The sequence below is a fragment of the Neoasaia chiangmaiensis genome (genome assembly GCF_002005465.1).
In the GTDB taxonomy this organism is placed as follows: Bacteria; Pseudomonadota; Alphaproteobacteria; order Acetobacterales; family Acetobacteraceae; genus Neoasaia; species Neoasaia chiangmaiensis.
Genome location: NZ_CP014691.1, coordinates 1,862,775 through 1,889,461, shown reverse-complemented (window position 1 = coordinate 1,889,461; position 26,687 = coordinate 1,862,775). Strand labels below are relative to the sequence as shown.

The 26,687-nt window shown below is 62.6% G+C and carries 25 protein-coding genes, 1 tRNA gene and 1 pseudogene; 13 read left to right on the top strand and 14 right to left on the bottom strand.

The window, feature by feature from the left end; translation table 11 throughout:
* Positions 1-2 precede the first annotated feature (2 nt).
* Together flgK and flgE are read right to left on the bottom strand one after the other, a co-directional pair.
* Entirely contained in the window at positions 3-1,508 is a 1,506-nt protein-coding gene (flgK, locus tag A0U93_RS08915) for a flagellar hook-associated protein FlgK (protein WP_077807046.1), read from the bottom strand.
* 28 nt (positions 1,509-1,536) lie between these two features.
* On the bottom strand, positions 1,537-2,799 hold the full coding sequence (gene flgE, locus A0U93_RS08910) for a flagellar hook protein FlgE (RefSeq protein ID WP_077807045.1): 1,263 nt from the start codon (positions 2,797-2,799) through the stop codon (positions 1,537-1,539).
* 277 nt (positions 2,800-3,076) lie between these two features.
* Between flgE and A0U93_RS08905 the strand changes: the two genes are divergently transcribed.
* The gene (locus A0U93_RS08905; protein ID WP_147151078.1) at positions 3,077-4,354 is read left to right on the top strand and encodes an MATE family efflux transporter; all 1,278 of its coding nucleotides are present in this window, start codon (positions 3,077-3,079) and stop codon (positions 4,352-4,354) included.
* Here A0U93_RS08905 and A0U93_RS08900 read toward each other — a convergent pair.
* Complete coding sequence (locus A0U93_RS08900) at positions 4,338-6,272, bottom strand: alpha/beta hydrolase family protein (RefSeq protein ID WP_245824791.1); 1,935 nt, start codon at positions 6,270-6,272, stop codon at positions 4,338-4,340. The two genes, A0U93_RS08905 and A0U93_RS08900, sit on opposite strands and share 17 nt — an antisense overlap.
* A gap of 147 nt (positions 6,273-6,419) precedes the next feature.
* On the opposite strand from A0U93_RS08900, the gene A0U93_RS08895 reads away from it, so the two are divergent.
* From A0U93_RS08895 to A0U93_RS08860, 8 genes are all read left to right on the top strand, one after another.
* The gene (locus A0U93_RS08895) at positions 6,420-7,022 is read left to right on the top strand and encodes a DedA family protein (protein WP_077808431.1); all 603 of its coding nucleotides are present in this window, start codon (positions 6,420-6,422) and stop codon (positions 7,020-7,022) included.
* A complete protein-coding gene (locus A0U93_RS08890) occupies positions 7,019-7,993 on the top strand; it encodes an SDR family oxidoreductase (protein WP_077807044.1) in 975 nt (324 codons plus the stop codon). The genes A0U93_RS08895 and A0U93_RS08890 overlap by 4 nt, the downstream gene beginning before the upstream one ends.
* A complete protein-coding gene (locus A0U93_RS08885; RefSeq protein ID WP_211273995.1) occupies positions 7,936-8,298 on the top strand; it encodes a hypothetical protein in 363 nt (120 codons plus the stop codon). The genes A0U93_RS08890 and A0U93_RS08885 overlap by 58 nt, the downstream gene beginning before the upstream one ends.
* Before the next feature lie 42 nt (positions 8,299-8,340).
* A complete protein-coding gene (locus A0U93_RS08880; RefSeq protein ID WP_077807042.1) occupies positions 8,341-8,793 on the top strand; it encodes a hypothetical protein in 453 nt (150 codons plus the stop codon).
* A 254-nt stretch (positions 8,794-9,047) separates the two neighbouring features.
* Positions 9,048-10,193: an FMN-dependent L-lactate dehydrogenase LldD gene (gene lldD / locus A0U93_RS08875; RefSeq protein WP_077807041.1), complete on the top strand. Its 1,146-nt coding sequence runs from the start codon at positions 9,048-9,050 to the stop codon at positions 10,191-10,193.
* 119 nt (positions 10,194-10,312) lie between these two features.
* A complete protein-coding gene (locus tag A0U93_RS08870; RefSeq protein WP_077807040.1) occupies positions 10,313-11,059 on the top strand; it encodes a hypothetical protein in 747 nt (248 codons plus the stop codon).
* Between the two features lie 17 nt (positions 11,060-11,076).
* Complete coding sequence (locus A0U93_RS08865) at positions 11,077-11,790, top strand: hypothetical protein (protein ID WP_147151042.1); 714 nt, start codon at positions 11,077-11,079, stop codon at positions 11,788-11,790.
* A gap of 249 nt (positions 11,791-12,039) precedes the next feature.
* Entirely contained in the window at positions 12,040-12,612 is a 573-nt protein-coding gene (locus tag A0U93_RS08860; protein WP_077807038.1) for a hypothetical protein, read from the top strand.
* An 11-nt stretch (positions 12,613-12,623) separates the two neighbouring features.
* Here the strand turns inward: A0U93_RS08860 and hemJ are convergent, their stop codons facing one another.
* From hemJ to hemE, 3 genes are read right to left on the bottom strand one after another with little or no spacing between them, the layout of a single operon-like run.
* Positions 12,624-13,076: a protoporphyrinogen oxidase HemJ gene (gene hemJ / locus A0U93_RS08855; protein ID WP_077807037.1), complete on the bottom strand. Its 453-nt coding sequence runs from the start codon at positions 13,074-13,076 to the stop codon at positions 12,624-12,626.
* Positions 13,073-13,771 carry an HAD family hydrolase gene (locus tag A0U93_RS08850; RefSeq protein ID WP_077807036.1) on the bottom strand — a complete coding sequence of 233 codons (699 nt, stop codon included), beginning with the start codon at positions 13,769-13,771 and terminating at the stop codon, positions 13,073-13,075. The genes hemJ and A0U93_RS08850 overlap by 4 nt, the downstream gene beginning before the upstream one ends.
* Entirely contained in the window at positions 13,768-14,835 is a 1,068-nt protein-coding gene (gene hemE, locus A0U93_RS08845; protein WP_077807035.1) for a uroporphyrinogen decarboxylase, read from the bottom strand. Before hemE ends, A0U93_RS08850 begins: the two co-directional genes overlap by 4 nt.
* Positions 14,836-15,169: 334 nt before the next feature.
* Between hemE and A0U93_RS08840 the strand changes: the two genes are divergently transcribed.
* Positions 15,170-15,805, top strand: coding sequence for a Maf family protein (locus A0U93_RS08840; protein ID WP_077807034.1), 636 nt, complete (start codon positions 15,170-15,172; stop codon positions 15,803-15,805).
* A gap of 88 nt (positions 15,806-15,893) precedes the next feature.
* Positions 15,894-15,969: transfer RNA gene (locus tag A0U93_RS08835), tRNA-Ala, on the top strand.
* A 552-nt stretch (positions 15,970-16,521) separates the two neighbouring features.
* Here the strand turns inward: A0U93_RS08835 and A0U93_RS08825 are convergent.
* From A0U93_RS08825 to A0U93_RS16945, 7 genes and pseudogenes are all read right to left on the bottom strand, one after another.
* Positions 16,522-18,933 carry a hypothetical protein gene (locus tag A0U93_RS08825; protein ID WP_077807032.1) on the bottom strand — a complete coding sequence of 804 codons (2,412 nt, stop codon included), beginning with the start codon at positions 18,931-18,933 and terminating at the stop codon, positions 16,522-16,524.
* Entirely contained in the window at positions 18,930-19,508 is a 579-nt protein-coding gene (locus tag A0U93_RS08820; protein WP_077807031.1) for a hypothetical protein, read from the bottom strand. Before A0U93_RS08820 ends, A0U93_RS08825 begins: the two co-directional genes overlap by 4 nt.
* Before the next feature lie 7 nt (positions 19,509-19,515).
* Positions 19,516-20,040 carry a hypothetical protein gene (locus A0U93_RS16185; protein ID WP_169852648.1) on the bottom strand — a complete coding sequence of 175 codons (525 nt, stop codon included), beginning with the start codon at positions 20,038-20,040 and terminating at the stop codon, positions 19,516-19,518.
* Positions 19,982-20,386, bottom strand: a pseudogene (locus A0U93_RS16775) (transposase); the annotation flags it as partial. The pseudogene A0U93_RS16775 and the gene A0U93_RS16185, both read right to left, overlap by 59 nt.
* Positions 20,387-20,593: 207 nt before the next feature.
* On the bottom strand, positions 20,594-21,880 hold the full coding sequence (locus A0U93_RS08805; RefSeq protein ID WP_147151038.1) for a DUF2382 domain-containing protein: 1,287 nt from the start codon (positions 21,878-21,880) through the stop codon (positions 20,594-20,596).
* A 354-nt stretch (positions 21,881-22,234) separates the two neighbouring features.
* Entirely contained in the window at positions 22,235-22,465 is a 231-nt protein-coding gene (locus tag A0U93_RS08800; protein WP_077807028.1) for a hypothetical protein, read from the bottom strand.
* On the bottom strand, positions 22,462-22,596 hold the full coding sequence (locus tag A0U93_RS16945) for a hypothetical protein (RefSeq protein ID WP_264960599.1): 135 nt from the start codon (positions 22,594-22,596) through the stop codon (positions 22,462-22,464). The genes A0U93_RS08800 and A0U93_RS16945 overlap by 4 nt, the downstream gene beginning before the upstream one ends.
* Positions 22,597-22,906: 310 nt before the next feature.
* Between A0U93_RS16945 and A0U93_RS08790 the strand changes: the two genes are divergently transcribed.
* Positions 22,907-24,232, top strand: coding sequence for a glycoside hydrolase family 68 protein (locus tag A0U93_RS08790; RefSeq protein WP_077807026.1), 1,326 nt, complete (start codon positions 22,907-22,909; stop codon positions 24,230-24,232).
* Positions 24,233-24,352: 120 nt separating this feature from the next.
* Here the strand turns inward: A0U93_RS08790 and A0U93_RS08785 are convergent, their stop codons facing one another.
* Entirely contained in the window at positions 24,353-25,501 is a 1,149-nt protein-coding gene (locus A0U93_RS08785; RefSeq protein WP_077808430.1) for an acyltransferase family protein, read from the bottom strand.
* Positions 25,502-25,683: 182 nt separating this feature from the next.
* Between A0U93_RS08785 and nadA the strand changes: the two genes are divergently transcribed.
* A complete protein-coding gene (gene nadA, locus A0U93_RS08780) occupies positions 25,684-26,685 on the top strand; it encodes a quinolinate synthase NadA (RefSeq protein ID WP_077807025.1) in 1,002 nt (333 codons plus the stop codon).
* Positions 26,686-26,687: the final 2 nt, after the last annotated feature.

Genomic DNA, 26,687 nt, shown 5'->3' with positions numbered 1-26,687 from the left:
CCTCAGCCTCCGATCGCGTTGAGCAGGGACTGGAACATCGACTGCACGGCCGAAACAACCTTGGCGTTTGCTGTATAGGCATTTTGCAGCGTCACGATATTCGCCATTTCGCGATCGATCGAAACACCCGTCGCGCTGCCGAGCTTCCCGCTCAGGCTTGTCTGCGTCGCCTGTGCCGTGTCCAGATTGCCGGAAACATCGCTGATGACCGAAGCCTGCGCCGCGGTCATGCTCGTCGAAAGCGCCACAAGCCCCTGCGCCCCATCGTAGCCGATAGCCAGATTGCCGTTGATGCCAAGCCCGGAGACGGGCGCCGAAACCTGCCCCCCGGCGAAACCGCCATCCAGAACGTTCTGGAGCGCCGTCGTGTCGCCCTTCGAGCCGTTGACCAGCGCACTGGCATTACCGGCATAACCCCGGCTGACCTGTAGATCCTGCGCGAAACCCACGGTCCCATCGGGCGCCGTTGCATCGCCAGCGGCGGAGGGCAGCGAGCCATTGGACCCACTGAAAAGACCTATCCCCTGCTGCTGAAACCGTGACGCCAGGGTGTAGGAAAACGAGTCCAGCTGCGCCTGCATGGTCGGCAAGGTCGTATCCCGCAGGGCGATATTGCCGCCAAGCGTGCCGCCCCGCATCAGACTCGTGACATCCCGCCCGACCAATGTGACCGCCGGCAGGGCATTCGCCGCCGACGTCCCCGGATAGGCGGCCCCGACCGTCACCGTGGCCGCCGACGTGGAAAGCGGCCATTGACTGGAAATCGCACCGTTCGTCGTGCCATCGATGTCATGCGTCGGCAACAGAAGACCATCGGCCGTCCTGACGCTCATGTCCCCGTTCGACACCACCTGCGTCGAGATCGATAGCTGGTTCGACAGATCCGTCACCACCGTGTTGCGCTGGTTCTCCAGATCGGCCGTGCTGACGCCCTGCGACTGCAAGCGCATGATCTGCGTCGACAGCGTGCCGATCGTCGTCAGGCTGGTGTTGATCGACCCGACACTCCCGACGATCGCATCCTGCGCATTCTGCCGCTGCTGCTGATACGTGTCCGCCAGCGTATGAACGGTCGAAACGAGATTTCCCGCCGCCGCCACGACGTTCTGCTGCGCCGTGGCGCTATCCGGCGTGGCCACCAACGCGATCATCGCGGACTGAACGTTGCCGAGTTGATCCGGTAAGGTACCGCTGCTGCCCGCCGCCGCCGTGGTGGAACCCTGAACGGCACTCACGGCGGATAACGCCGCGTTCTGCGCGGAGAGCGATGCCGTCTCGGCATTCTGCGTCAGCAATGCCTTCTGCAATGGCGCATCGGTCGCAAGCGTCGTCGGACCGGCATTAACGCCACTACCGACACCATTCGTATCGCGCGCGCGAACATTGGCCGTTTCTGCCGCGTAGCCGCTGGTGCCAGCGTTCGCGACATTCTGCGACGCCACGTTCATCGCATACTGCGCCGCATTCAGGCCGCTGGTGGCAATGGAAAGGGATGCGGAAAGACTCATCGTGGTTTCGCCACCGCCGCTCTCAGGATTACTGGATCATCGCAATCGTGGTCTGCATCAACTGGTCCGCCGTGGTGACGACCTTCGTGTTCGCGCCATAGGCCTGCTGCGCCACGATCAGTTGCGATAGGTCGTTCGTCAGATCGGTCGTCGAGCCTTCGACCGACCCCGTATCGAGCGCGCCGGCTCCCCCCACGCCAACCGCGTTCTGCGTCGCGGCACCGGAGGCGGCCGTCGCGACGTAATTCTGCCCGTCCTGCGGCGAGAGCCCATTGACGTTGGCGAAGGTGGCCAGGGGAATCTTGCCGACAAGCTGCGACTGTCCATTATCGAAGGTGGCCATGATCGATCCATCCGAACGCATGGCCAGCCCCTGATAATTGCCGGAGGTCACGCTGTCCGTCGTCATCGGCAGGCCATTCTGGACATTCCCGCCCACACCCGCCAGCGTCACGCCCGCATCGCCACCGATCGTCCCGAGATCGACCGTCATGTCCTGCGGCGATCCCTTGAACGAAAAGCTTCCTGTCTCGCCGCTGCCGGTCGTATCGCCGACGGCCAGCAGCTTGCCACTGCTGTCGAAGCGCACCGTCGTGGCATCGGCAGGATTGGCCGCATTGCTGACCGTCCACTGCTGGGCGCCGGTCTGGGCGTCCGTCGCATTCTGCGTCCAGTTGAGCGTGACCGGCTGGGCATGGCCGTTGCCATCATAGGCCGTCGCCTGTGACGTGTTGGTCTGGCCGGTTTTTCCCAGTGCGCCGATCGCGCCGCTGAGCGTCATCGTCGTACTCTGCGTGGGCCTGAACGCCACGTCCCTGATCTGGATCGGCGCCAGCCTGGTGCTCATCTGCCCCTGTGCATCGACCTGGTATCCGTCGAGAAACGCACCGGATGTGTTGACCAGATATCCCTGCGCGTTCTGCGAAAAATCGCCATTCCGCGTGTAATACTGCTGCGTATCGAAACCCGGCGTCGCGCTGTTGGCGTTTCCGCTCACCTCCTGAACATTGAAGAAGCCATTGCCCGAAATAGCGAGCGCCAGGCTGTTCGTGCTCGCGCTGACAGTACCCTGCATGTCGTTATGCTGGTCGGTATTGGCCTGCACGGTGTCGTTGCCACCGATCGCCGAGGAAAAATCCTGTTCGCCCGTGACGTAATCCTGAAACGAGGTCGATGTCGCCTTGTATCCGACGGTCTGGCTGTTGGCGATATTGTTGCTCAGATTGCTGAATGCCTTGGACTGCGCATTCAGACCACTGACCGCCGTCGTCACCGAACCGAAAATAGACATCGTCCAAATATCCCTGCCTTATGGTGCTCATCCATAGGGCGCGAGACCGCCCGAAACGTATTCTTGCCGGCCAGGCGTTAACAAATGATTTAGACGATCGATAAATCCGGTGCGTCGTCGTTTTTTCCTGAAATCAGGCATTTCCCCGACGCGCCGTCCGGTGCAAAATCAGACAAACATGTCCCAGTCCACGACTCTCTCGACCCGACCGACCGAACCCGCCCCGGAAATCGACCGGCGCGCCACCCGGCCGGCGCGTTTCGTCACCGGCAGCATCATGCGCCACGTCGCGGTCATGGCCGGCACGGGCGCCATCGGCATGATGGCGGTCTTCGCCGTCGACCTGCTGAATTTCTACTACATCTCGCGCCTGCGCGATCCGGCGCTGACAGCGGCCATCGGCTTCGCCGGCGCCATCGGTTACGTCCAGATCGCCGTCTCCATCGGCATGACCATCGGCCTCGGCGCCGTCACGGGCCGGCTGATCGGCGCACGCCAGGCCCGCCGCGCCCGGCGGCTGGCGTCAGCCTTCCTCGTCGTCATGTTCGGCACGGCGCTGGTGCTGGGCATGACCACCGCATTGCTCGCCGACTGGCTGCTTGGCCTGCTCGGTGCCACTGGCGAGGCACGCGCGCAGGCCGCGCATTTCCTGCATATCGTCGCCCCAGCCCTGCCGCTCGTCTGCATGGGCATGGCGCAGTCCGCCCTGCTGCGCTCGGTCGGCGATGCGCGGCGCGCCATGCAGGTCACGCTGGTCGGCGCGATCGCCTCCGCCATTCTCGACCCGATCATGATCTTCGTGCTGCACTGGGCGCTCACCGGCGCGGCGATCTCGACCCTGCTGTCCCGCTCCGCCGTCATCGTCGCCGGTTTCGTCAGCCTGCGCGGCCATCACATGCTCGAACGGCCCAGACGGCGCGCCATCCGCCCCGCTACCCGGCGCATCGGCAAGGTCGCGCTGCCAGCCATCGCAACGAACCTCGCCACGCCGATCGGCACCCTGTTCACCACGCATTTCATGTCCCGCTTCGGCCTGAACGCCATCTCCGGCCAGGCCACGATCGACCGCATCGTGCCGGTGGCCTTCGCCCTGGTCTTCGCGCTGACCGGCTCCGTCGGGCCGATCATGTCGCAGAATCTCGGCGCCGGCCTGCCCCACCGCGTGCGCGAAACGCTCGGCGCGGCACTGAAGCTGACGGCGCTCTGCGTGCTGACCACATGGGCCGTACTCGCCGTGTTCCACAACACGGTCATCCAGCTTTTCGGCATCCACGGCGTCGGCGCGGACATCGTGCGCCTGTTCTGCTGCTGGTTGGTGGCAAGCTACTTCTTCATCGGCCTGCTGTTCGTCGCCAACACGGCCTTCAACAATCTCGGCCACCCGCTCTATTCCACCGGCTTCAACTGGGGGCGCGCGACCTTCGGGACGATCCCTTTCGTCTGGATCGGCGCGCATTACGGGCCGATCGGCATCCTCTACGGCCAGTCCCTCGGCGTCGTCATCATCGGCACCATGGCCGTGCTGACCGCCTTCCGCGTTATCCGGCGGCTGTGAAGATATCCCGGTAGAAAGCAGCCTCGCGCTCGAAACTGTCCATCAACGTCGCCTGTTGGCGAAAACCATGCCCTTCCTCCGGATAGACATGCATCTCCGCCCGGTTGCCCTGCCCGAGCAGTAACGCAACCATCTGTTCCGCCTGCCCGAGCGGCACCACCCGGTCCTGATCGCCGTGCAGGAACAGGACGGGCGCCGAAATGCCACCGGCATGCGTCACCGGCGACCGCGCGAGATAAACAGCCTCCGCGCCCGGATAGGGACCGATCAACCGGTCCAGATATCGCGCCTCGAACTTGTGCGTCTCCTGCGCCAGCGCCCGCAGATCCGTCACGCCATAAAGCGACGTCCCCGCCGCGAAGAGCCGGGATCGCGCCAGACATTGCAGCACCGTCAGCCCCCCGGCACTGCTGCCACGAATGACGACGCGCGCCGGATCGGCCCAACCTTCCTCCAGCACATAGGCAACGGCATGCAGGCAATCCTCCACATCCGCCACGCCCCACGCACCATCCAGCGCCTGCCGATAGGCCCGTCCGAACCCCGTCGAACCCCGATAGTTCACATCCAGCACGGCAAAACCGCGCGACGTCCACCACTGGACCTTGAAGGAGAAGGCCGGATTGGCGCGCCCGGTCGGGCCACCATGCGCCATGACCACCAGCGGCGGCTTCTCATCCGGCGCCAGCGAGGCGTTGGCGCTGGCCGGACGATAGAACAGCGCATGAGCCCGCATGCCACCGGCCGTCGGAAAGACCAGGGGCGAGGGCACGGCGATATCCGCCGCCACGACACCATCCGGCAGGGCGAGCGCCGCGCGCACCCGGCGCAACGGCATCCCCGGTCGCCCGACCGCCACAGCCGAAGGCCGATCCGGCGGCGCGTCGATCCACGCGAAATCATGGCCGACCGGCAACGGACACCATACCGGCGCGCCCAGCGCCACATCGCGCCAGACACCATCCTCCAGCAGCAGCACATTGTTCAGGCCATCGCGAATGCCCAGCGCGAGCAGGCGACCATCGGGCAGGGGCGCCAGCGTCCTCTGGCCGAAAATCCAGTGCGGCAGACCGACCTCGGCACGCGGGTCGGGCAGCCATTCTCCCCGCCAGTCATCCCGACGATCGAAACGGACCGGACGCCAGCCACCCAGCGCGTCCGAATTGGCCAGCAGCCCGCCATCCGGCGTCCAGACCGGCTCGACAATGCTGGATGCCGGCACATCCGCCATCAGGCAGCGCGCCTCGGCCAGTCTCAGGCCGTCACCCGGACGGGCCAGCGATGCCAGCCGCAATCGCGTGGCGTCCCACGGCATGTCCGGATGGTCCCACTCGATCCATGCAAGAAATCCGCCATCGGGAGAGGGACGCGGCGCGGCATAGAAATCCGCGCCCGATGCCAGCACCCGCGCCACCCCGTCATGACCGAACCACATGACCGACGCCACCGGCTCACCCGGCCCGTCATGCGCCTCACATACACAAAAGACGCCGTCACCCGCCGGATCGAAAGCGAAATCCGCATAGCGGCTGCCCGACGCGCCACCAAGCCGATGCCACGAGCCATCGCCATCGCGCAGCCAGACGCCGTTTTCCCGCCGATCGCTGATGACGAGGCGCCCATCCGGCGCGACCGCATAGCCGCCACCGCCATATTCATGCACGCTCGACCCCACGTCACGGGCTGGCGGAAGCTCGTCACGCGGCCGCCCTTCCACTCCCGCATCGCAGGAGACGAGCATCACCCGCCCTTCCTGCGGCCGCGTTTCCAGCCAGTACACGCGGTCTCCCGCAACCTGTAGATCGGACAGGCCAATGGTGCGCCCGGCAACGAGTTCCGGCGTGACCCAGGAAGACCAGAAGCCGGCGGAACGGGACGAAGAACGGGCAGGATCGGACATAACCTTCAAAATAAACATGAAATGTCTTCTTGGCGAGGCGTCTTGACTTCCGGTCAGGCTGGGTTGCTTTTCACGTTCACCCATCAGGCGAGGATCCCGACGCTGCTGCACTTCCTGCAACACCTGCTCAACGAATACGGCTACGGCGTCATCGGCATCGTGGTTATGTTCGAAAGCATGGGACTGCCACTCCCCGCCGAAAGCATCATCATCGGCTCATCGCTCTACGCCGCCAGCACCCATCACATGGAAATCCGCTGGATCGTCGTGGCCGCCGTCACCGGCGCGATCATGGGCGACAATTTCGGCTACCTGATCGGCCGCGCCGTTGGCTACCGCCTGCTGCAACATTACGGCAAGAAAGTCGGCCTGACGGAAGACCGCCTGACACTCGGCCGCTATCTCTTCAAACGCCACGGCGGCCTCGTCGTCTTCGTCGGCCGCTTCGTCGCCGTGCTGCGCGTGTTCGTCGCCCTGCTGGCCGGCGCGAACCGAATGCCCTGGGGATCGTTTCTCTGGCACAACGCGCTCGGCGGCATCGCCTGGGCCGGCGGCTACGCGATCGGGGCCTATCTCCTGGGCCACGAAATCCTCAGGCTGTCCGGCCCCCTGGCGATCGGCGTCGGGACGATCGTCACCATCGCCCTCGGCATCGCCCTGGTCTTCCTCAAGCGCAACGAAAAGCGCCTGACCGAGGAAGCCCTTCGCGACGCGGAACAGGAGGAACACGGTGGCGGCTGGAACCGCAGGAAAAAGGCCTCGTCATGACCACGAAAAACGCCTGGCGCCTCGACAGGATGCCGCGCCTCGAAGAACAGGTCGCCGTCATCACCGGCGCCACCGGCGGGCTGGGCTTCGAGACCGCCCGAGGACTGGCCGAGCGCGGCGCGCGCACGATCCTGACCGGCCGAAATCCCACCAAGGGCGAAGCCGCGCTGCATCGCCTCCGCGCCCTGGTGCCGAACGCGGACGTGCAGTTCCTGCCGCTGGATCTCGCCTCGCTCGCCTCCGTCGCGGCCTTCGTCCGCTCCCTGAACGACAAGGCCCCGCAGGTCGATATCCTCATCAACAACGCCGGCGTCATGGGCCCGGCACGACGTCTGGCAACCAAAGACGGCTTCGAACTCCAGTTCGGCACCAACCATCTGGGCCATTTCGCCCTGACAGGCCAGCTATTGACACGCCTGACGCAGGGCCACGGCCTCGTCGTGACCGTCGCCTCCCTCGCGGCATGGAAAGGCAAGCTGCCTTTCGACGATCTCAACGCCCAGCGCCATTATTCCGCCTTCGGCCGCTACCGCCAAAGCAAACTCGCCAACCTCTCCTTCGCGCTGGAACTCGACCGCCGCGCCCGCGCCCATGGCGGCCGGATCCACTCCCGCGCGGCACATCCCGGCTGGGCCATGAGCGACATCATCGCCAACAGCGCCGCCCTGGGCAGCGGCAAGGGAAGGGCGCAGCAGATCCTGCGCACGGTCCAGAAAACAGTCGGCAGCGCGGTCTTCCGTACCCTCGGCCAGGATGTCGCCCACGGCGCGGAGCCGCTGCTTTACGCAGCCCTCTCCCCGAACGCGCTGGATGGTGGTTACTATGGCCCCCAGGGCCGGGGAGAACGGCGCGGACCGCCCGGACCGGCGCCGATTCCACCCGACGCATCGGATCCCGGCCTCGCGAAACGCCTGTGGGACGCCTCGGAACGACTGACCGGCGTCTCCTACGACTGGGAGAAAGCTTCGTGACCCTGACGCTATCGACCTATCTCGACACGCTCGACCATAACGTGCCGCCCGAGCATATCGGCCACGGCCTGCGCGCGCTCTGGTGGGCAGGCAAGAACGACTGGACGGAAGCGCACGAGATCGTCCAGGCCCATGAGGGCGAGCCGGATTCCGACTGGGTCCACGCCTGGCTCCACCGCCGGGAAGGCGACAACGCCAATGCCCGCTACTGGTACCGGCGCGCACGCCGCACCATGCACCACGGCAGCCTGGACGACGAATGGCGCGCCATCGTCACCGCCCTCATCGCCGGTTCGGGTTACTGACCCTCCGGCACCGCCCCGTCCATCCCCATGAAAGGCCCTCCCATGATCGCCCGTCGCTTCGCCGTCCTCGCCACCCTCGCGCTTGCCCCGACCATGGGCGCGCATGCCCAGGACCTGCTCAAGCCGGGCCTCGTCAACCCGGCATCGACCCCCACCGTCGGCACGCAATCCGTTCCACGCTTCCAGATGATCGACACGGCGCAGACACCCGATACGCTCGACCAATTCGGCCTGCCCGCGATCGATCATGCCGGACCGGGCAACGTCGCGGGCATGATGGCCTATTGCGTCAGCAACCATCTGGCAGGCGGCACGACAGCACGCGTCGTCGGCCGCAAGCTCGCAGCACGCGCGGACGTCAGGACCGATCCCTATTACTCGCTGGGCGGGCAGGGGCTGCTCCAGCACACGGGCAACCCGTTCAACGTCAACACACTGGACCGCGATCACCGCGCCGAACTCTGCGCGCAACTGACGCAGCGCACATTCGACTGACGTTTCCTGACGACTGCCATCCCTTAAATAACCCGACCCGCCGCAAACACGTTTTTGCGACCGTCAACGCCTGAAAACAGGGCGGCGCGCCGGAAACGCCCCGTCCTGCAAGACGTCCGATCGCAATCCATACGGCAAACATATGGAACGGGCTTCTACCATATATTAGACCCTGTCCGACGATCGGCGCACCTTGCCCTTCGCCGGACGGTCGAGCCCGGCACATTCCCATGGATTTGAGGCTCCCAGTCCCGATGATTATCTCTGCGACGACGGATTATCGCGAAGCCGCCCGCCGAAAACTCCCGCCCTTCCTCTTCCACTACATCGACGGCGGCGCCTATGCCGAACACACGTTGCGCCGCAACGTCGCCGATCTGGCGGACCTGGCCCTGCGCCAGCGCATCCTGCGCAACGTGGACGGGCTGAGCACCGAGACCGAACTCTTCGGTCGCAGGCTGTTGATCCCGGCCATCCTGGCCCCCGTGGGCCTGACCGGCATGTATGCCCGACGCGGCGAAGTGCAGGCGGCCCGCGCGGCCGCGCGCAAGGGCATCCCCTTCACACTCTCCACCGTCTCGGTCTGCCCGATCGAGGAAGTGCAGAAACGCAGCCCCGTGCCGATCTGGTTCCAGCTTTACGTGCTGAAAGACCGCGGCTTCATGCGCAATGCACTGGAGCGCGCGCAGGCAGCCGGCATCAACACGCTGGTCTTCACCGTGGACATGCCCACACCCGGCGCACGCTACCGCGACGCCCATTCCGGCATGTCCGGCCCGCACGCACCCCTGCGCCGCTATCTTCAGGCGCTCACCCACCCCCGCTGGGCCTGGGACGTCGGACTCCGGGGACGGCCGCACGATCTGGGCAACATCTCCGCCTATCGCGGCCACCCGACGAAGCTGGAAGACTATATCGGCTGGCTGGCCAACAACTTCGACCCGTCGATCAGCTGGAAGGACCTCGAATGGATCCGCGATGTCTGGAAAGGACCGATGATTATCAAGGGCATCCTCGATCCGGACGATGCGCGTGACGCCGTGCGCTTCGGCGCGGACGGGATCGTCGTCTCCAACCACGGCGGTCGCCAGCTCGACGGCGTCCTGTCCAGTTGCCGCGCCCTGCCGCCGATCGCCGATGCCGTGAAGGGTGACCTGAAGATCCTCGCCGATTCCGGCATCCGCTCCGGCCTGGACATCGCACGAATGATCGCCCTCGGCGCCGATGCCGTCCTGCTGGGCCGTGCCTTCATCTACGCGCTAGCGGCAAACGGCCGCGCCGGCGTGGAGAACCTGCTGGACCTGATCGAAAAGGAACTCCGCGTCGCCATGACCCTGACCGGCGCCCGCACGATCGCGGAAATCACCCCGGAAAGCCTGGCACGCGCGACGAAGGACTAAGGCCTGCCCACCTGTCGACGCCACTCAATTTCAATTCTCCCCGGCCTTGGCCGGGAATTTCCCGCAGATTCCGGAAGTATTACTGATGAAATAGTCAGGCGCATTTGTAAAAACCGTCGTTGACACCCCGCGCATGCGTGCCGCACCTTGCCGTGATGATCAAAGCGACGCTCCCCTATGCAATGCTCGCCCTCCTGATACTTGCCGGCGCGCCGAAAACCGTCTTCGCGCAGGACACGGATCACGCCCGACCATCTTCCGCGCCCGTCACCTATTTCCTGTCCGATCCACAGGACAAATCCCACCACAAGATCACGCTATCGATCCCGGCCGATGACTTCATGGACGGCATCGTCCCACCAGCAGGCAGCACGGACGCCGAATTTCTCCTCCGCGTATCATGGCCATCATGGATCGGTGATCCCAGAGGCCTTGACGACGATGCCTTGCGCATCCTTGGGGACGTCGCAAATTCCCGCGACAGTAACGATACGCTGGCAAGAACACTTCTGGTCAATGTCGCCACAACCAAGCCATGGCAGGCGCCAGTAGATCGACCCATTCCTGTCGATCTGGCCCAGCCCAAGACGGGTCCGTTACCTATCCCGTCCGGTCACAGTATTATGCAGGTCGTGCATAACAAGGCTGATTTTCTCAGCAACAAGGACGTCTATGTCGTCATGTCGAAACTGCCGGAAATGACCCTTTCGTGCGACAGGGATGGCGTCGTGCCGCAATGCGCCGAACGGTTCGATCTGGATCGCCTTGTCCTCGAAGTCGGCTTTCCTCGGCACAGTGTCGGATCGTGGTTCGACATCATGACGGACGTCAAAAAGAAATTCGCGGTCTTCGCTAAACAATCATAAGGCAGAACCCTGCAACCATGATCAAAGCGATGCTCCCCTCTGCAATGCTCGCCCTCCTGATACTTGCCGGCACGCCGAAAACCGTCTTTGCGAAAGATACAGATCAGGCCCGACCATCTTCCGCGCCCGTCACCTATTTCCTGTCGGACCCACAGGACAAATCCCGCCACAAGATCACGCTATCGATCCCGGCCGATGACTTCATGGACGGCATCGTCCCACCAGCAGGCAGCACGGACGCCGAATTTCTCCTCCGCGTGTCATGGCCTTCATGGATCGGTGATCCCAGAGGCCTTGACGACGATGCCTTGCGCATCCTCGGTGCCTTGGGCAATCCCCTCGATAATAACGAAAAACTCGCGAGATACCTTCTTGCACGTGTGGCATCCGCCAATCCCAGAAAAGAACCGTTGGATCGTCCTATGGCAATTGCCCTGACTTCCCCGGAAGCCAGTTCGCTTCCCATTCCGGCCGGCCACGGGATCAGGCAGATTATTCATAACAAAGCTGCATTCTTTCTGCCGAATAAAGATGTCTATGTTCTGATTTCAAATCTGCCGGAAGTAACCCTGGTCTGCGACAGAGACGGAATTGTACCCCAATGCTCGGAGCGATTTGTATTGGGCCATTTACTTCTGGATATCGGCTATCCGCGACACCGGATCAATTCGTGGTTCGACATCATGACGGACGTCAAAAGGAAATTCGCGACCCTCGCTAAACAATCATAAAGGCAGAGCGATATGAGTTGTGACACGGATTTGCTTACTGTGCTGTCCACTGCATATTCCAGGCGAGACCGAGATGCCTATTACAGGGCATTGGCCCATTTCGGCGATCCCTATGGCAAACTGGCCTTGGGTGTTGTCAATCAATCTCTAATCTCGGGACGAACTGCGCGTTTCTTCGCCGAGTTTATCGCAGGAAACTGGGGACACCCTTTATCGCCAGCTCTTTGGCTGCAAATTAGCTATCAGTTGATGATAAGTGACTTTGAACATCGCTTTGCCCCACAGGCAAAAGACCGCACTGACAGTCTTTATTGGGGAACAATCCGCGATTACCACGTTGATACATTCCAGAAATTCGGCATCCCGGGCCGCGCCTGGACCGCATTCATCCCACTCGAGATCGTTGGCGTCTCTGGCGCACCGGCCCTCTGGTCCGACATGCTGCGTCGCGGCATCATTCCGGTCGGGCTGGAAAGCGTGGCCGACGTGCTCGCACCCATCGCCCGACAGGCCGGGCTGACATCGCCAACCCCCGGCCTCATCCTGCCACCGGCCGGCGCGGCAGCACCGGCCGGTATCCTGCTCGGCACATTGCTGGCCGACCTGACCCACCGCACCGTCCTGCAACGCTGCAAGAACGATATCGAAGCCATGCGCTGCATCGCCCGCTCGACCGAACAGGAAGATGCGATCCTCTGGCTCGACGGCGTCTATCATGCGGCAGCCCCCACCATGTGGCGCACGCTCAGCGCCACCGCCGCAACGAACATGCGCGGCACGGCACATTCGATCGAGCGGCTGCTGGGCCAACGCACGCCCTGATCTATTCCCGGTCAGCCGCTCCAGGGCCGCACGATAATCATGATGACGATCAGCGCCATCAGCAGTGTCGGCACTTCATTGGCAATGCGATAGAACCGCTCGGGATGCACCCGGCGATCCGCCTCGAAGTCGCGCCGCCACCGCGCGCAGGCACCATGGAAGGCAAACAGCCCCGCAACACCCGCCAGCTTCGCCCACCACCAGGGCGCATGCCAGTCAATCACCCCCGGTATGCCCGCCAGCAACCCACCGAAAATCAGCGTGCCGATCGCCGCCGGCGTCATGATGCCGCGCAACAGCTTGCGCTCCATCACCTTGAACCGCGCGCTCTCCGGCGATCCCACCGCCGTCTGGCAGTGATAGACATACAGCCGCGGCAGATAGAACGTCGCCGCCATCCACGCGATGAACGACATCACATGAAACGCTTTCAGCCAGTTCAGCCACGGCAGAAGCGCCATCATCGCCCCTGACTCCGCAGAACATCACGCAGCAGCGGCACCAGCTCGTCCAGATGGCCTATCCGCCGCAACCCCGGCCAGACATGCGGCGGCAACGGCCCCGCCGCCCGCAACAGGACGCACGCCATCCCCGCATCATGCGCCGCCGCAACGCCCGTGTCGGAATCCTCGATCACCACGCATTGCGAAGGCGCGACACCTTCCACCGACGCCGCATGCCGATACACATGCGGGTCCGGCTTCGGCCGCCCCATGTCCCGCGCCGAATGCACCCGCGTCGCGGGAAAATGGTCCACAAACCCGACACGCCCGAACTTGGCTTCCATTTCATCGACCGACGAATTGGACCCCACCCGATGCGGCACGCCCAGATCGCGCAACCCCGCCAGCATCGCCCCGGCCCCGTCGATCGGCTCGGCCGCATGACGCATCAGCACCACCAGCCGGTCCTGCACGTCATCGACCCAGCCCGCCCCCAGATCGCACCCGCTCTCCGCCTCCAGCTCGCGCTGGACCTGCGGCAACGCCTTGCCCGCGAAACGGGCCTCCGCTTCCGCGCCGCTCATCGAAAGACCCGCTTCCCGCGCCAGTTCGGCAATCAGATGGTTGGACGGACCCTCACTGTCGATCAGCACCCCATCGCAATCGAAAATCACCAGACGCAGCACGCCCGCCGCATCAAGCGCCGACGCCGTCATGCCGAAACATCCCGCACCGTCTCCACCAGCGCCGCCACATGCTCCGGCGGCGTCGGCGGCACGACCCCATGGCCGAGATTGAAAATATGCGGCCGCCCCCGCATGGCATCGCGGATCGCCCGCGCCTCAGTCGTCAGGGCCTCCCCACCGGCCTTGAGGATCAGCGGGTCGAGATTACCCTGCAACGGCAAGGTCGCGGGCACCTCGGCGGCAATCCTGGCCATATCCGCCCCCGTGTCGCAGGCCAGCGCATCCACGCCCGTCTCCCGCGCATATTCCGCCGCCATCACTCCCGCCAGACGCGGAAAACCAATAACCTTCACGCCGGGTCGCGCCGTATGCAACCGCTCGACGATCCGCCGCGTCGGCGCGATCACATGCTTGCGGAACTGCGATGGCGGCAACAACCCCGCCCAGCTGTCGAACAGCATCACCGCCTCAGCCCCGGCATCGATCTGCCCGATCAGCATCTCCGCCGTGGTCTCCGTCAACAAATCCAGCAATGCATCGAACAACGCCGGATCGTTCAGCGCCATATCCCGCGTGACGGCGAACTCCCGCGAACCGCCACCCTCGACCATGTAGCACGCCACCGTGAACGGACTGCCCGCGAAACCCAGCAGCGTCGTGGCCGACGGCAAAGCCTGCGCCAGCCGTCGCAACGTCTCGCGCACCGGCGCCGTCGCCTCCGCCACCCGCTGGGCGGAAAGCCGCGCCAGCGCCGCGCGATCGCGGATCGGTTCCAGAACCGGCCCCGTGCCCTCGACGAAATCCAGACTCTGCCCCAGCGCCCACGGAAGAACCAGAATGTCCGAAAACAGGATGGCCCCATCCATCGCATAACGCCGGATCGGCTGCAGCGTGATCTCGGTCGCCAGATCCGGCGTCATGCAGCGCGTCATGAAATCCGCCTTGTCCCGCAACGCACGGAACTCCGGCAGATACCGCCCGGCCTGGCGCATCAGCCAGACCGGCGGCGGCCAGACGGCCTCGCCCTGGAGGACCCGCAGCAGCGGTTTGGACGCCGTTTTCGCCGACGCCGAAAGAGAGTTTTCGCGATCCATGGCCGATCACTAACCATGAAAGAATAAAGAAAGAAATCCTTGCGGAGGTTATAAGCCCTGTGGATGACGGGGTACCCGTCTTTCCGAAAACGTACCCCGACTTTCCCACACTGTGTACAACCAACGAATCGCGGTCCCCCGCTCGCTCCACGATTCTATCCCGAAAAATCCCCAGGAAGGCTGTGTACAACCCACCGTCATCGACGTTTTCCGTACCGTCCCCAGTACTCGGTACCGCGCGTCCCCGCTTGCAGTACTGTCCCCATGTACCCCAGTACTGACGGTACTCATCGACAGGGTTTCACCCACCTCAAGTACTGGAGTCGTACTATTCATGCCCGCCGACACTTCTCAAGACGACCCGATTCTCGTTCTGGCAAGCGGTTCGGCCATTCGACGCCAGTTGCTGACGGAAAGCGGCCTGACTGTCCGACCCCACCCCGTGCCCCTCGATGAGGCGGCCCTGCGCGACCAGTTGACGGAAGGCGGCGCCACGCCCGGCCGCATGGCGCTCGAACTGGCCCACGCCAAGGCGCGCCTGGCCGCCCATGCTGTGAACGGCGACCATGGCGCTGATCCCATCATCCTCGCCGCCGACCAGATCCTGTCATGCGACGGACAAATCTACGGCAAGCCGACAGACCTCCCGCATGCCCGGCGGCAGTTGCTCGCACTGCGCAACCGCACGCATGCCCTTCATACCGCGATCGTCCTCTTCCGAGGCTCGACGCCACTGTGGTCCCATCTCGAAACGCCCCGCATGACCATGCGCGCCTTCTCCGAACATTTCCTCGACAATTATCTGGCAGCGGAAGGCGCCACACTCCTCGACTGCGTCGGCGCCTATCGTCTGGAAGGCCGCGGCGCCCAGCTTTTCACCACCATCGACGGCACCTACGACGCCGTGCTCGGCCTGCCACGCCTGCCCCTGTTCCAGGCCCTGCGCGCACATGGCATCCTCGCAACATAAAAAATCGGTTTTTGCCGCTTGTCAGCACGTCCGGCCCCCGCTATACCCCCGCCACGGTTTCTCCCCAAGGAAACCGTTTTGATCTGGCGGGGCCATAGCTCAGTTGGGAGAGCGCTTGAATGGCATTCAAGAGGTCGTCGGTTCGATTCCGATTGGCTCCACCATAATCCCAATCATAACACATTGATATGACTAGGCTTTGAGCTAATGGCCATCATTTTGGCCCCAAGCTTGGCCCCAAACTCTATTCTTGGTGTTGTGTCGCCGGATCCGGATCATGTGCGGCAGCATTCTCGCCCTCGGTCGCTTTTGGCTCCGCTGACTCTGATGGGGCTTTGACCGGCGTGGATGACGCCTGCGGCACCGTTTCGGCCGTCGAGGCCGCTTCACTCGGCGTCGACACGTGTCCGATACCGACCGGACCGGATGCCTGCCCTTGGCCAGTGTGAACGTGCGGTGCCTGAATACGCGCATTCTCCGTCTGACGCGCTGAGACCTCCTGGGCAATGAGTCCATTGAGGTGTGCGCTCTCGACATTCGACAACGCGCGGCCGGAGATAATAGCCCCCGGGATGGCCGGCCAGACATCCGAGAATGGCACGTCGCTGCGCGAGAGCCTCGATCGATGGCGCCAAGCAAAGGAAGCGCAGGGTATTCAAGGGCAACCACATATCGTTTAGCGCAGAAAAAAGCCGCCCGGGTGGGGCGGCTGGATGTCAGTTCGCGGCTACCGCGCCATCGCCGGTTCGCCACGTTCCGGCGCTGTCACGCCAGACCTTCCGTCCCGTTCCTTTGCCGGTCGCCTGTCCGCTGTTGAGGCAATCGTGGCACCACACCTCGTCGCCCTCGTAATGCGTGGCGGCCTTGATCTGGGCCAAGGTTTGAAGGGGGCCAGACACTTCCGTTTCCGGCACGGCGATCGGGCCAGCGAAACTCCACTGCGTTCCGTTGGCGCTTACAGATGCTTGCGCACCAAGGCCAAGCTTGCCGCCGCCAATCCCAACCGTGCCGTTCCCGGCATTGTAGATATAGGCATCGCCACCTTGCCCATCCGGCAGATGGATCGCCTTGCCGTTGCCGACGAACACATCCGTGCTGAAACGCGCGTTCTGTGCTGACATGCTTAAAAGGGCCGTGGCTGTAGTGGGGTCCGCGCCGGAGTTGACGGCATAGAATGAAAATCCCCCGGTGACACCGCCCGGAGCGATGTTGATGATTTCCGTGTTGGCTGAACCGGAGTGCAGCTGGTTCCACGTCTGGTAGGTGCCCTGGCCGGACACCGACGCCGCTGTCGTGGTAGAGCCGCTTGTCGTGGCTGGATTATACGCGGCCGCGCTTACCGAAAGCGCGTATGTGCGCGCGGCGCCAAGGATATTGAGCAACCCGTTGGCTGCCGGGAAGTGAACATCAATCTCGTTGACGGACGTCGCCCCGGTCGTATCCGAACCATTCGGCGGCTGTATCCAGCCGCCTTCATTGCCGTACTTGTCGGCGAAGTTAAGCCAGCCGCCTTTTGTGAGGTTGAGTTGCTGGATGACGTTGGGGTTGCCATAGTTATCGAGCTGGATGCTGCACGTCGCGCCGCTTTGCCCGCTCGAGCAGATTGACAGCCCGTAGGGGTTGGCGGCCGGCGTAAACTCAAGGTGTCCCTGTATCTGGCTTGGCACGGTGCTGGCTGTGCCGTCGACGCCCACGCCGAGGTTCGTCGTAATATTGGTATAGCTCGTCCCATCGTCTGCGACGTTTCGCGTGTTCCACGCCATCAGCCGGATCATGTGATGCGCGGCCCACGTGTTGCCGCCGGTATTCGTGGACTGCCCGAACGAGGTCAGAACCTGCGTTGCGCCGGCCGTCAGCGCCGGACCTTGCGGGGCGTTGACGAAAATCTGGTCGGATCGGATCGGAACCGACCACCATTGCGGGGACATCCTGATATAGGTCTGCTGACCGCCCGCCAGATAGAGATGGTAGCTGTCATTCGTCAGCTGGGTCGGGCTGTTCGCGTTCGTCGTCAGTGTCAGGCCGTGGACGCTGACCTCCCGGTCCCTGGCGGTGTTGTTGACGATCTCATCGACCTCGTTCCACTCCATCTGATGGATCAGGGACGTGGCGGCACTGCCGCCCTGACCACCGCGACTGCCGTCATATTGCAGGTAAGTGTTCTGGCCGAAGGTCTTGTTCGGCATGCCGAGATAGACGACCGGTGATGTCGTGGCCGGGTCCCAGACCGTATCGAGCGACGACGTGCTGGGCACGGCGCCACCCTGCTGCTGCTCCTGCGCCCAGCCAAAAACGTTGATCGTCGTGCCGTCCGCCGAGACGCTCTGCACATTCCCGGCGTAGTTCTGGAATGAAGGCAGCGCACCGTTCAGGCTGGCATCGCCGATCGCGGTCTGCGTGGCCCCGCCCGGCACCGAGTTGGTGACGATATACATGCCCGAATGGATCTGTGCGATCTGGGCCGCCGTCAGGGCGGTTTTCAGCACGACGGCTGTCGCGGTGTAGTGATCGACAGCCAGGATCATGCGCGCCATGGCGTTCGTCGGCACCTGCTCGAACTGCACGGCGTCATGCGTCGAGACGAAGCCACCCCGGAAGTCCTGACCAGAGATCGGCATGCCCGGATGGACGGTCGGCTCTTCCGCAAGGCAGAGCACGCAGCCGGCGTTAAAGGGGCCGGACGGATTGCCGGTGATCTGTAGATGACCGGGCTGCGCATATCCGGAACCATAAGGGGAGCCCGGCAAGGTCTGCGCTGCAATCCCGCCGATGAACGACGCGTCATATCCGCCGCCGATCGCCGACAGATCGCCCGACGCCATCTGCGAATACGCCGAGCCGTTGACGTTGATCTGAGCCTGCGTCGAAAGAAGCGGATTCGTCACGTTCTGATTCGCATCCAGCTGGGCGGAATTATTCGCCGTCTGAACCAACGCCTGAAGCGCGGGACCGGTTGCACCGCCCAGCGGTGTGGCCAGATCAAGCCCACCCGGCGGCTTCATCGGCGCATAGCGCCCGAGAGACTGCGCGGCGCTGGTCGCCTGCGCCAGGATGCCCGGCGCGGCATGAGCCGAACCCAAAGCCAATGCGACAACGGTCGCAATTGCAAACGAAACCTGTCGCTTCATGTGGCCGGTCCAATCGAATAACGGAGATAGCCGCTGTCAGCGGCCCAAATCTGGCCAGACGCGCCGGGATCGTCGCCGACACCGAAGGCGACCTTCAGGCCGGCGACATTCAGGGTAAGAACACCGGTCGCCGCGTCATGCTGAAGTACCGACTGGCCAGACAGCATCGCCGCACCATTGACATCCAGCGGAACGACACCGAGTGGCGCACCTTTTTGCCCCGAAACCGCTGTAGCGGCCGCGTTTGCTGCGCCCTGAGCAGAATTTTCAGCATTCGTCGCGGCTGTCTGGGCTTTAGAGGCATAGGATGCGAGACCACTGGTCGACAGGGCCTGCGTCAGATTCTGCAGCCGAACGACATCGTTTTCCTCCGCCGGCGCGCTGGCAACGCTCAGGCCGCCCGAAATTTCGCCTCCACTGAGTGGAAGCGCTGCAGCCGTCAGCTGACCGAACAATATCTGGAAGACATTATTGCCCCGAACAAGAAGGACCGTATCGGTGGGCTGAAGCTCGGTGATCGCTGTAATTTCGTTGGGCGCCGTTGGCGACACCACCTGTTGCTGTGTTCCGCTCATGGGCGCCTCAAATGGTCAGAGCCTGCCCGGAACCAGTCACCAGGACCGACCCGTTCGGCAGAACGATGGCGTTGGGAGGGATGAAATTGCCGCCCGGAAGCAACGGCACGACCGGCGCCATCGAGGCGACGCCCTGGGCGATCTGCAGGCGGACCTGCACGACCTTCGTGCGGCCGGCGCTCGTCGTCAGCGTGACGCGGATCACATAGGCCAGCGTATTCAGTGTCTCGACGTCGAGATACGAATCATCGGCCATACCGGCCGGATTGGTCTGATACGTGGTGGTCAGCCGCAGGACCGAGACGGTCCCGTCATCCGCTACCGCGAAGACCGACAGTCCTTCATAGAGCAGCGAGTCCTGCTCGGTGAAGGACCAGTCGTTTTCCTGCGATGGCGGCGCGACGGTCAGCAGCACCTGGGTGATCGGCAGCGCCGGATCGTTGCGATATTTGACCGCCACACCGGCCGCGATCTCCGCTGCCCAGCGCAGTGGCGCATGCGGGCTGTCGGCGAGCGACCAAGTGCCTGACAATTGCTTCGGCTCTTTCGGAATCCCCCTTTTTGGCCGCTCCCGCCGCCTTGTGATGCGCCCTGATGTCCGTGCCATCGAGAAAGACCATGCCCAGGGCTGGATCCCGGTTTTTTGCTCGCTCGAAGAGTGCTTCCCAGACGCCGAGTTTTGCCCATCGAATGAAAAGCTGGGCTGCGGTCCACCAGGGGCCGAATTCAGAGGGGATAGATCGCCATTTCGCGCCGTTCTGGTGACGCCAGAAGATCGCCGACACCGTCTGACGCAAGTTGCATGGCGGTGTTTTACCCCTGGGCCGCACCGCCTCGATCAAAGGCTCCCAGACCCGCCACGCATCATCGGAAATCACAGACTGCATCATGTTCATCACAAAGAGCTATGCAGAAAGCGAGCGCTTTCAAGCCCTAACAGGCCCTAGCGCCGACCACGTCGGCAAATACCCAGACACCAGCATTCTATCACTGTTATCTGGGGCAAGCTGGAGCAGACCCGTCGCCGGTCGTGCCGCGACAATCCCTCACGGCACTTCCCACAAGAAACAATAACGCCCGAGAGATCAGGTCCTGCCGTCGTCTATCTTGCTCACATCATGCCCTTTCGGGCCATCGACCTCGATCTCCTCGCGGCGCACCGTATCCTGAATCGTTTCGTCATGCTGGCTGACATCCTTTTTCAGCACGACCTCCTCCACGACATGGGCGCTCTTGTGAACGACGGCCTCCTCATCAACTTCCGTCGCACTGATTTCCCGGTCCGTAAACGCGTCCGCACCAACCGCGCGATCACGTTCGACCGGCCGCCGAAGCACGGAAATCGACTCATCGCGCAGGCGGATCTGCTCGGAGACAGGCCGCGAAACCGTGTAACGCCGCACCCGCGTCGTCCCACGGTCCACGTCCCGCTTGCCAACCTCAAGCTCTTCCTCCGCAAGGGGAATGACCTGCTCGCTGGACGTATGGTCCTGCGTCGCGCGATCGGCATTCGCGGTATCGCCAGTGGCCGTGCCCGGCAAGCCCTCGCCATAGACACCCGAAGCGCTATATTCGGAATGGCGCTCATCCAGATCAATCGGGCCATGTTCCTGCAGGACGCTGTTGATCCGATCCGCCTGCGCCGCGTCGGTTACGACGGTGACGACAGTCCCACCGCTCTTCACCGTCTGATCGTAAAAGGCGTGGTGCTCGCGACCGGTGTCGCTGCCCGTCAGCCAACTCCAGAAACCGGTCTGATGGTGCGTTTCCACATCGGCATCGCCGATATTCTCGCCTTCGACTTCATTATGGCGGTCATAATGATGGATGGCATTCCGCGGGACACCCGCGCTCTCAAGCGCCTCAATGGCACGTAATGCAGCGGTGGGCTCATCAAAAACAGCAACGATTGTTTCACTGCTCATGGCTTCTGATTCCTGCTGTACCGGACTGGTTGAAAACATATCGAACGCGTCGGCGTCCTGCCCATTCCGCTGGATGGACACGCGTTCATGGTGAAGATCGATCAACTCTTCATGCACGACGTGTCCAGCGACACGCCTGATATGCACTTCCTCAAGGATTCGATAACGCTTCCGCACCTCGACGACTTCCTCAACAACGGGAATGATCGTCGTATCGCCCTCCTGGCGTTGTCGGGGCAGTTCGTCGACAATCCTGCCAACCGGCACATTCTCGACAGTGACACGCTCCCGCGCAAGAATTTCCCGGACTTCATGCGCCTGTGTCTGTGTCGTGATCGAGACGCGAACCTCACCTGTCACGTGCGATACGCGCTCGACCGTCAGCTCCTCTTCATGAAGCTGAAGAATCTGCGAATTACGGCTCTCCGATTTCGGGACGTCATTCAAGGCGCGTCGTTTCCTTCCGCCAGGAAGTGGTGAGTCAACAGCGTCACGTGTCTGCACAAGTTCTATAATTCTTTGTGTTTCACGCTTTAGAAAATCTCCTCTTTCCCAGGATTCTTGCTGCAACTTTCTGCAAGGCGCATTCCGAATACACAGGATTGGCCAACCGGTGTTTCAGGAGCATTCATGCCGTCACGACGACGGGTCTCTGCTTCTCGTCATGCCAAAAAAGGCGATTGTCAGCCGTAACGTGCCGCGCAATCGTATCGATAAAATAACGATTATGCACGAACGGCGAAAATGCGTTCGCGCGAGCCTCCTGCAAAAACAGGTTCAGGAATATTCAGCGAACAGCCTTCAGTTCTCGCCATGCTGCGGCGTATGGATCGGCGGCGTCGCATAACCCGGCTCGGCCGTGCTGCCCGGACCGGTGCCACCATTGATTCCGCCCGGCCCTACACTGGGCTGTTCCCGGGACGGCGCGCCACTATGACACCCGCCGGACATCACGAGCACCCCCAGCGTCACGCCCGCAACAAACAATCGGGTGGCGTGTTCCCGGTTCGCAAAAACAGTCATTCGGGTCATGCTGGAATCTCCTCACAAGGCATGTCGAACGTCTCGTTATCCGGGTCCGCCGGATGGTCCGGGCGTGACGGCGCCGGTGTCTGCTCGGGCTGCGGATCACCATTCCGATCCTGTGGCATCGCGTGGGACATGGCGGCACCCTTCTGCTGACAGGCCATAATGCCGCTTTCGGACATCCGGTTTCATGACAAAAAGATGCCGGGATATCCTCAAAAAAACGAACCTTCTGAAAATAAGGCTTGCATCCGCGCGCAGCATTGTTATAAGAATGGCATAGTGCCAAAAACAACGGGCGGCAAAAGCCGGCCTCTGGCACGAATGGCCTTATCGGATAAGCGCCGTGAACTGCTCCAATGCGAGCAACTAAATATCAGGTCACTACACAGAATACCAATAAATCCGCCCCTTACCGGGCGGATTTTTTTATGTCTGGAGTTCTTCATGAACGATATCGATAAAAATGCCGTCGAAGCTGTGGCAAATAGCCAATATACGTCGCGCTGGACGATCGCCGATGCGATGAAAATTCATACGGACGATCCGACCACCACCATGCCGGTGATCGATTATAATTTCCCGGTCATCAATCCGAACGTCTGGCAATGGGACACATGGTCGCTGCGCGATATTCGCGGCAACACCGTCACGTTCAAAGGCTGGTATGTGATGTTCAGCCTCGTGGCCGATCGCGCCGCGACGGGCGACACGCCGGAAGGCTGGCACAATCGCAATAATTTCTCCTACATCGCCTATTATTACAGCCGGAACGGTCAGGACTGGACCTTCGGCGGCCGCGTCATCGCGGAAGGCGCCAACAAGCGCGACTGGGAATGGTCCGGCTGCGCCGTCATGCGCGACAAGACCGACAATACCGTCGATCTGTTCTACACCTCCGTCAACGGCACGCCGGCGCAGTCAGTGCCGTCGCACACGCAGGGCACCATCCGTGCGGACGATACCGGCGTATGGTTCGAAGGCTTCGATGTCTGCACCGACATGTTTGAGGCGGACGGCATCAATTATGCCAATATCGGCGAGGATCCCTACTGGGATTTCCGCGATCCGCACGTTTTCCTGAACCCGACGGACGGCAAGATCTACGCCCTGTTCGAAGGCAACGTCCCGGGCATGCGCGGTGACTTCACCATCGGCTCGGCGGAGATGGGCCCGGTGCCCCCGGCCACGACGGTGCCGGCCGGCGCGCAATATGGTGCCGCGGCCATCGGCATCGCGCGGCTGGAAGACGGCGCCTACCAAAGCGGGGATTTCTCCCGCCTGCGCTGGACGATGCTGCCCGCCCTGGTCACGGCGCTCGGCGTCAACGACCAGACCGAACGCCCGCATGTCGTGTTCCAGAACGGCCTGACCTATCTGTTCACGATCAGCCATCATTCAACCTTTACCGGCAACAGCACGGGGCCGGATGGCATTTACGGTTTCGTTTCGCGTAAAGGCATTTTCGGGCCTTACGTGCCACTGAACGCCTCGGGACTGGTTCTCGGCAATCCGTCCTCCGCGCCGTTCGAGACGTACAGCCATTTCGTCGATCCGCAGGGTTATGTGCAGTCCTTCATCGACACGCTGCCACAACCCGGCTCGGCCAATCCGCAGGATCCGGCCACATACCGGATCGGCGGCACATTGGCCCCGACGGTGAAGCTGGTCCTTCAGGATGAGCAGACCTTCATCACCGAGGTCCATAATTACGGGCAGATTTTCGCACAGGCCGCCTGGCCGGTCGCGAACAAGCCCGATCCGCGTTCGTAAAAAACGCACGGCCATCACACGGCCAAAAAAACCTGCCCCGGAAAAACCGGGGCAGGGACATGATAAAGAAATTATATCGAAACGATTTTCAGTTTTACCGGATTTAATCCAGTCCCTATTTCAGACGGGAGAAAGCGCGCTCCCGCGCTGCTTTCCCGCCCGGCGATCCAGCCATTGTGCTGCCGGGCGGGACCATATCGCGGCAACGCCCGCCCCCAGCAGCCACGCCATCGGCAGAACCAGCCCATAAACCAGCCAGCCTGCACGATCCGCCGTACCGCCGAATTTCCCGAATAAAATCACCGCCGGCATGACGATGAACATATGCGTCAGATAAATTTCATAGCTCAGGCGCCCACAACCCTGAATCCAGTGCGTGCCAGCGGTCGGCGCCGTGCGTCGTCCCGCCCTGCCAAGGCCATCCAGACCCAGCAGCATCAGCGCCACGCCGAACGTCAGCAGCCAGACAACCCAGACGCCGAGATGACGCCAGATCACCCCATCGTCGCCCAGTTCCAGCAGCGCCATGACCGCGCCCAGCACGAGAAAACCCCGGCACATGCGAACCGACAACGTCAGACGCCGCGCCAGCAACGCCGCGGCAACCCCCGCCGCAATCGACCCGAAACCGGGAAAATAAGCCTTTTCACGCCATATCTCATTGGCACCGCGCAATAAAATATCGTCGATCGGGCCGAAAATAATCAAGGCGCCCAGAAATATCATGCGCACCCGCGAAGGCATGAGACAGATCCACGGAAACGCCAGATAAAACGCCTCCTCGATGGAAAGTGACCACAGGACATCCCAGTTGGCCGGCGCCCATGTCGTTCTCCCCTCGAACCAGTTGAACGAACACGTCAGCACGGAAAAAACCGCACCCCCTACCGACTGCCCGGGCTGCCTGAAACGAAACCAGTCAGGCCCCACTGCCGCCAGCACCGACAACACGGCCAGCAACACCAGAAGACACGGCAAAATCCGCGCCGCCCGATGGCGCAGGAATACCCATGGCGAGATCGAGCGCAAATCCCCGAACCGCTCATGGCAGCGCGTGGCGATCAGAAATCCGGACAACACGAAAAACATCGTCACGGCATCGCCGCCGCCCCGGCCCAGAATCCGGATCACCGGCGCGGGCAAAAAATCCGCGAGCGCCGTATGCCGGATTGGCACGCGCAAACTGATGTGGTGGCAAACGACGATCAGGATCGACAGCCCACGCAGTATATCGATGCCGGCATTCCGCCGTCCGCCACTTTCTTTCATAACCCGCCCGCCCGTCGATGAAATCCATACAGGCAACATGATTATGACCGCGTAATGGCGTTTCCCGAACCACCTTCACTCACGCAACCGTGCGCTTGACAGATCCGATTCACATCCCAATTGCTATCGCGACCAAACATTATATCCTACTTATGCTCCAAATGAGCATAACCGGAGGAAAAATGGACCAGTTCGCGCCGATCCACATCCCACCGCGTGACGCGTTGTTCGCGCCGCTCGCCCGTCTCATGACGCGCGCCGACTGGGAGACGCGCTTCGCCGACGATATCGAGGCCATCCTCCGGCTCAAGCGCGAACGCAACGCCGTCATCCTCGCGCATAACTACCAGACGCCGGAAATCTTCCACTGCGTTTCCGATATCCGCGGCGACAGTCTCGCCCTGGCGCGTGAGGCGCAGAACACCGATGCGTCGGTCATCGTCATGGCCGGCGTGCACTTCATGGCCGAAACCGCCAAGCTGATGAACCCGCACAAGACGGTGCTCATCCCGGATTCCCGCGCCGGCTGCTCCCTGGCCGAGTCGATCACCGCCGAGAACGTCCGCGCCCTGAAGCGCACCTATCCCGGCGTGCCCGTCATCACCTACGTGAACAGTTCCGCCGCCGTGAAAGCGGAAACGGACGTCTGCTGCACCTCCGGCAACGCCAAACGCGTGGTCGAAACCGTGGCACGCGAATGGAACACCGATCGCGTCATCATGATCCCGGACGAATTCCTGGCGAAGAACATCCAGAAGCAGACCGGCATCGAGATGCTGACCTGGCCGGGCCATTGCGAGGTGCACGAAAAATTCACCCCGCTGGAAGTCCGCCAGTACCGCCGCATGCACCCCGGCGTGGTCGTCCTCGCCCATCCCGAATGCCCGCCGGAAGTGGTGGCAGAAGCCGATTATTCCGGCTCCACGGCAGACATGCAGAATCTCGTCGCCCGGGAACAGCCGAAGAAAGTGCTGCTGGTGACGGAATGCTCCATGAGCGACAACCTCGCCACCCAGAACCCCCACACCGAATTCGTGCGTCCCTGCAACCTCTGCCCGCACATGAAGCGCATCACGCTGCCCGCCATCCGCCACGCCCTGGAAACCATGACGACGCCGGTGGAAATCCCCGCCGACCTGTTTCCCGCGGCCCGGCGCGCCGTCGAACGCATGCTGGCGATCTGACG

Excerpts from the sequence above, each read along its gene's own strand:
- A0U93_RS08790 (WP_077807026.1), top strand. The coding sequence starts at position 22,907 with ATGAACGATATCGATAAAAATGCCGTCGAAGCTGTGGCAAATAGCCAA.
- A0U93_RS08785 (WP_077808430.1), bottom strand. The coding sequence starts at position 25,501 with ATGAAAGAAAGTGGCGGACGGCGGAATGCCGGCATCGATATACTGCGT.
- A0U93_RS08820 (WP_077807031.1), bottom strand. The coding sequence starts at position 19,508 with ATGAGCGGAACACAGCAACAGGTGGTGTCGCCAACGGCGCCCAACGAA.
- lldD (WP_077807041.1), top strand. The coding sequence starts at position 9,048 with ATGATTATCTCTGCGACGACGGATTATCGCGAAGCCGCCCGCCGAAAA.
- A0U93_RS08865 (WP_147151042.1), top strand. The coding sequence starts at position 11,077 with ATGATCAAAGCGATGCTCCCCTCTGCAATGCTCGCCCTCCTGATACTT.
- A0U93_RS08800 (WP_077807028.1), bottom strand. The coding sequence starts at position 22,465 with ATGACCCGAATGACTGTTTTTGCGAACCGGGAACACGCCACCCGATTG.
- hemE (WP_077807035.1), bottom strand. The coding sequence starts at position 14,835 with ATGGATCGCGAAAACTCTCTTTCGGCGTCGGCGAAAACGGCGTCCAAA.
- A0U93_RS08840 (WP_077807034.1), top strand. The coding sequence starts at position 15,170 with ATGCCCGCCGACACTTCTCAAGACGACCCGATTCTCGTTCTGGCAAGC.
- nadA (WP_077807025.1), top strand. The coding sequence starts at position 25,684 with ATGGACCAGTTCGCGCCGATCCACATCCCACCGCGTGACGCGTTGTTC.
- A0U93_RS16945 (WP_264960599.1), bottom strand. The coding sequence starts at position 22,596 with ATGTCCCACGCGATGCCACAGGATCGGAATGGTGATCCGCAGCCCGAG.
- flgK (WP_077807046.1), bottom strand. The coding sequence starts at position 1,508 with ATGAGTCTTTCCGCATCCCTTTCCATTGCCACCAGCGGCCTGAATGCG.
- A0U93_RS08825 (WP_077807032.1), bottom strand. The coding sequence starts at position 18,933 with ATGAAGCGACAGGTTTCGTTTGCAATTGCGACCGTTGTCGCATTGGCT.
- A0U93_RS08860 (WP_077807038.1), top strand. The coding sequence starts at position 12,040 with ATGATAAGTGACTTTGAACATCGCTTTGCCCCACAGGCAAAAGACCGC.
- A0U93_RS08900 (WP_245824791.1), bottom strand. The coding sequence starts at position 6,272 with ATGTTTATTTTGAAGGTTATGTCCGATCCTGCCCGTTCTTCGTCCCGT.
- A0U93_RS08880 (WP_077807042.1), top strand. The coding sequence starts at position 8,341 with ATGATCGCCCGTCGCTTCGCCGTCCTCGCCACCCTCGCGCTTGCCCCG.
- A0U93_RS08850 (WP_077807036.1), bottom strand. The coding sequence starts at position 13,771 with ATGACGGCGTCGGCGCTTGATGCGGCGGGCGTGCTGCGTCTGGTGATT.
- A0U93_RS08890 (WP_077807044.1), top strand. The coding sequence starts at position 7,019 with ATGACCACGAAAAACGCCTGGCGCCTCGACAGGATGCCGCGCCTCGAA.
- A0U93_RS08895 (WP_077808431.1), top strand. The coding sequence starts at position 6,420 with ATGTTCGAAAGCATGGGACTGCCACTCCCCGCCGAAAGCATCATCATC.
- flgE (WP_077807045.1), bottom strand. The coding sequence starts at position 2,799 with ATGTCTATTTTCGGTTCGGTGACGACGGCGGTCAGTGGTCTGAATGCG.
- A0U93_RS08905 (WP_147151078.1), top strand. The coding sequence starts at position 3,077 with ATGCGCCACGTCGCGGTCATGGCCGGCACGGGCGCCATCGGCATGATG.
- hemJ (WP_077807037.1), bottom strand. The coding sequence starts at position 13,076 with ATGATGGCGCTTCTGCCGTGGCTGAACTGGCTGAAAGCGTTTCATGTG.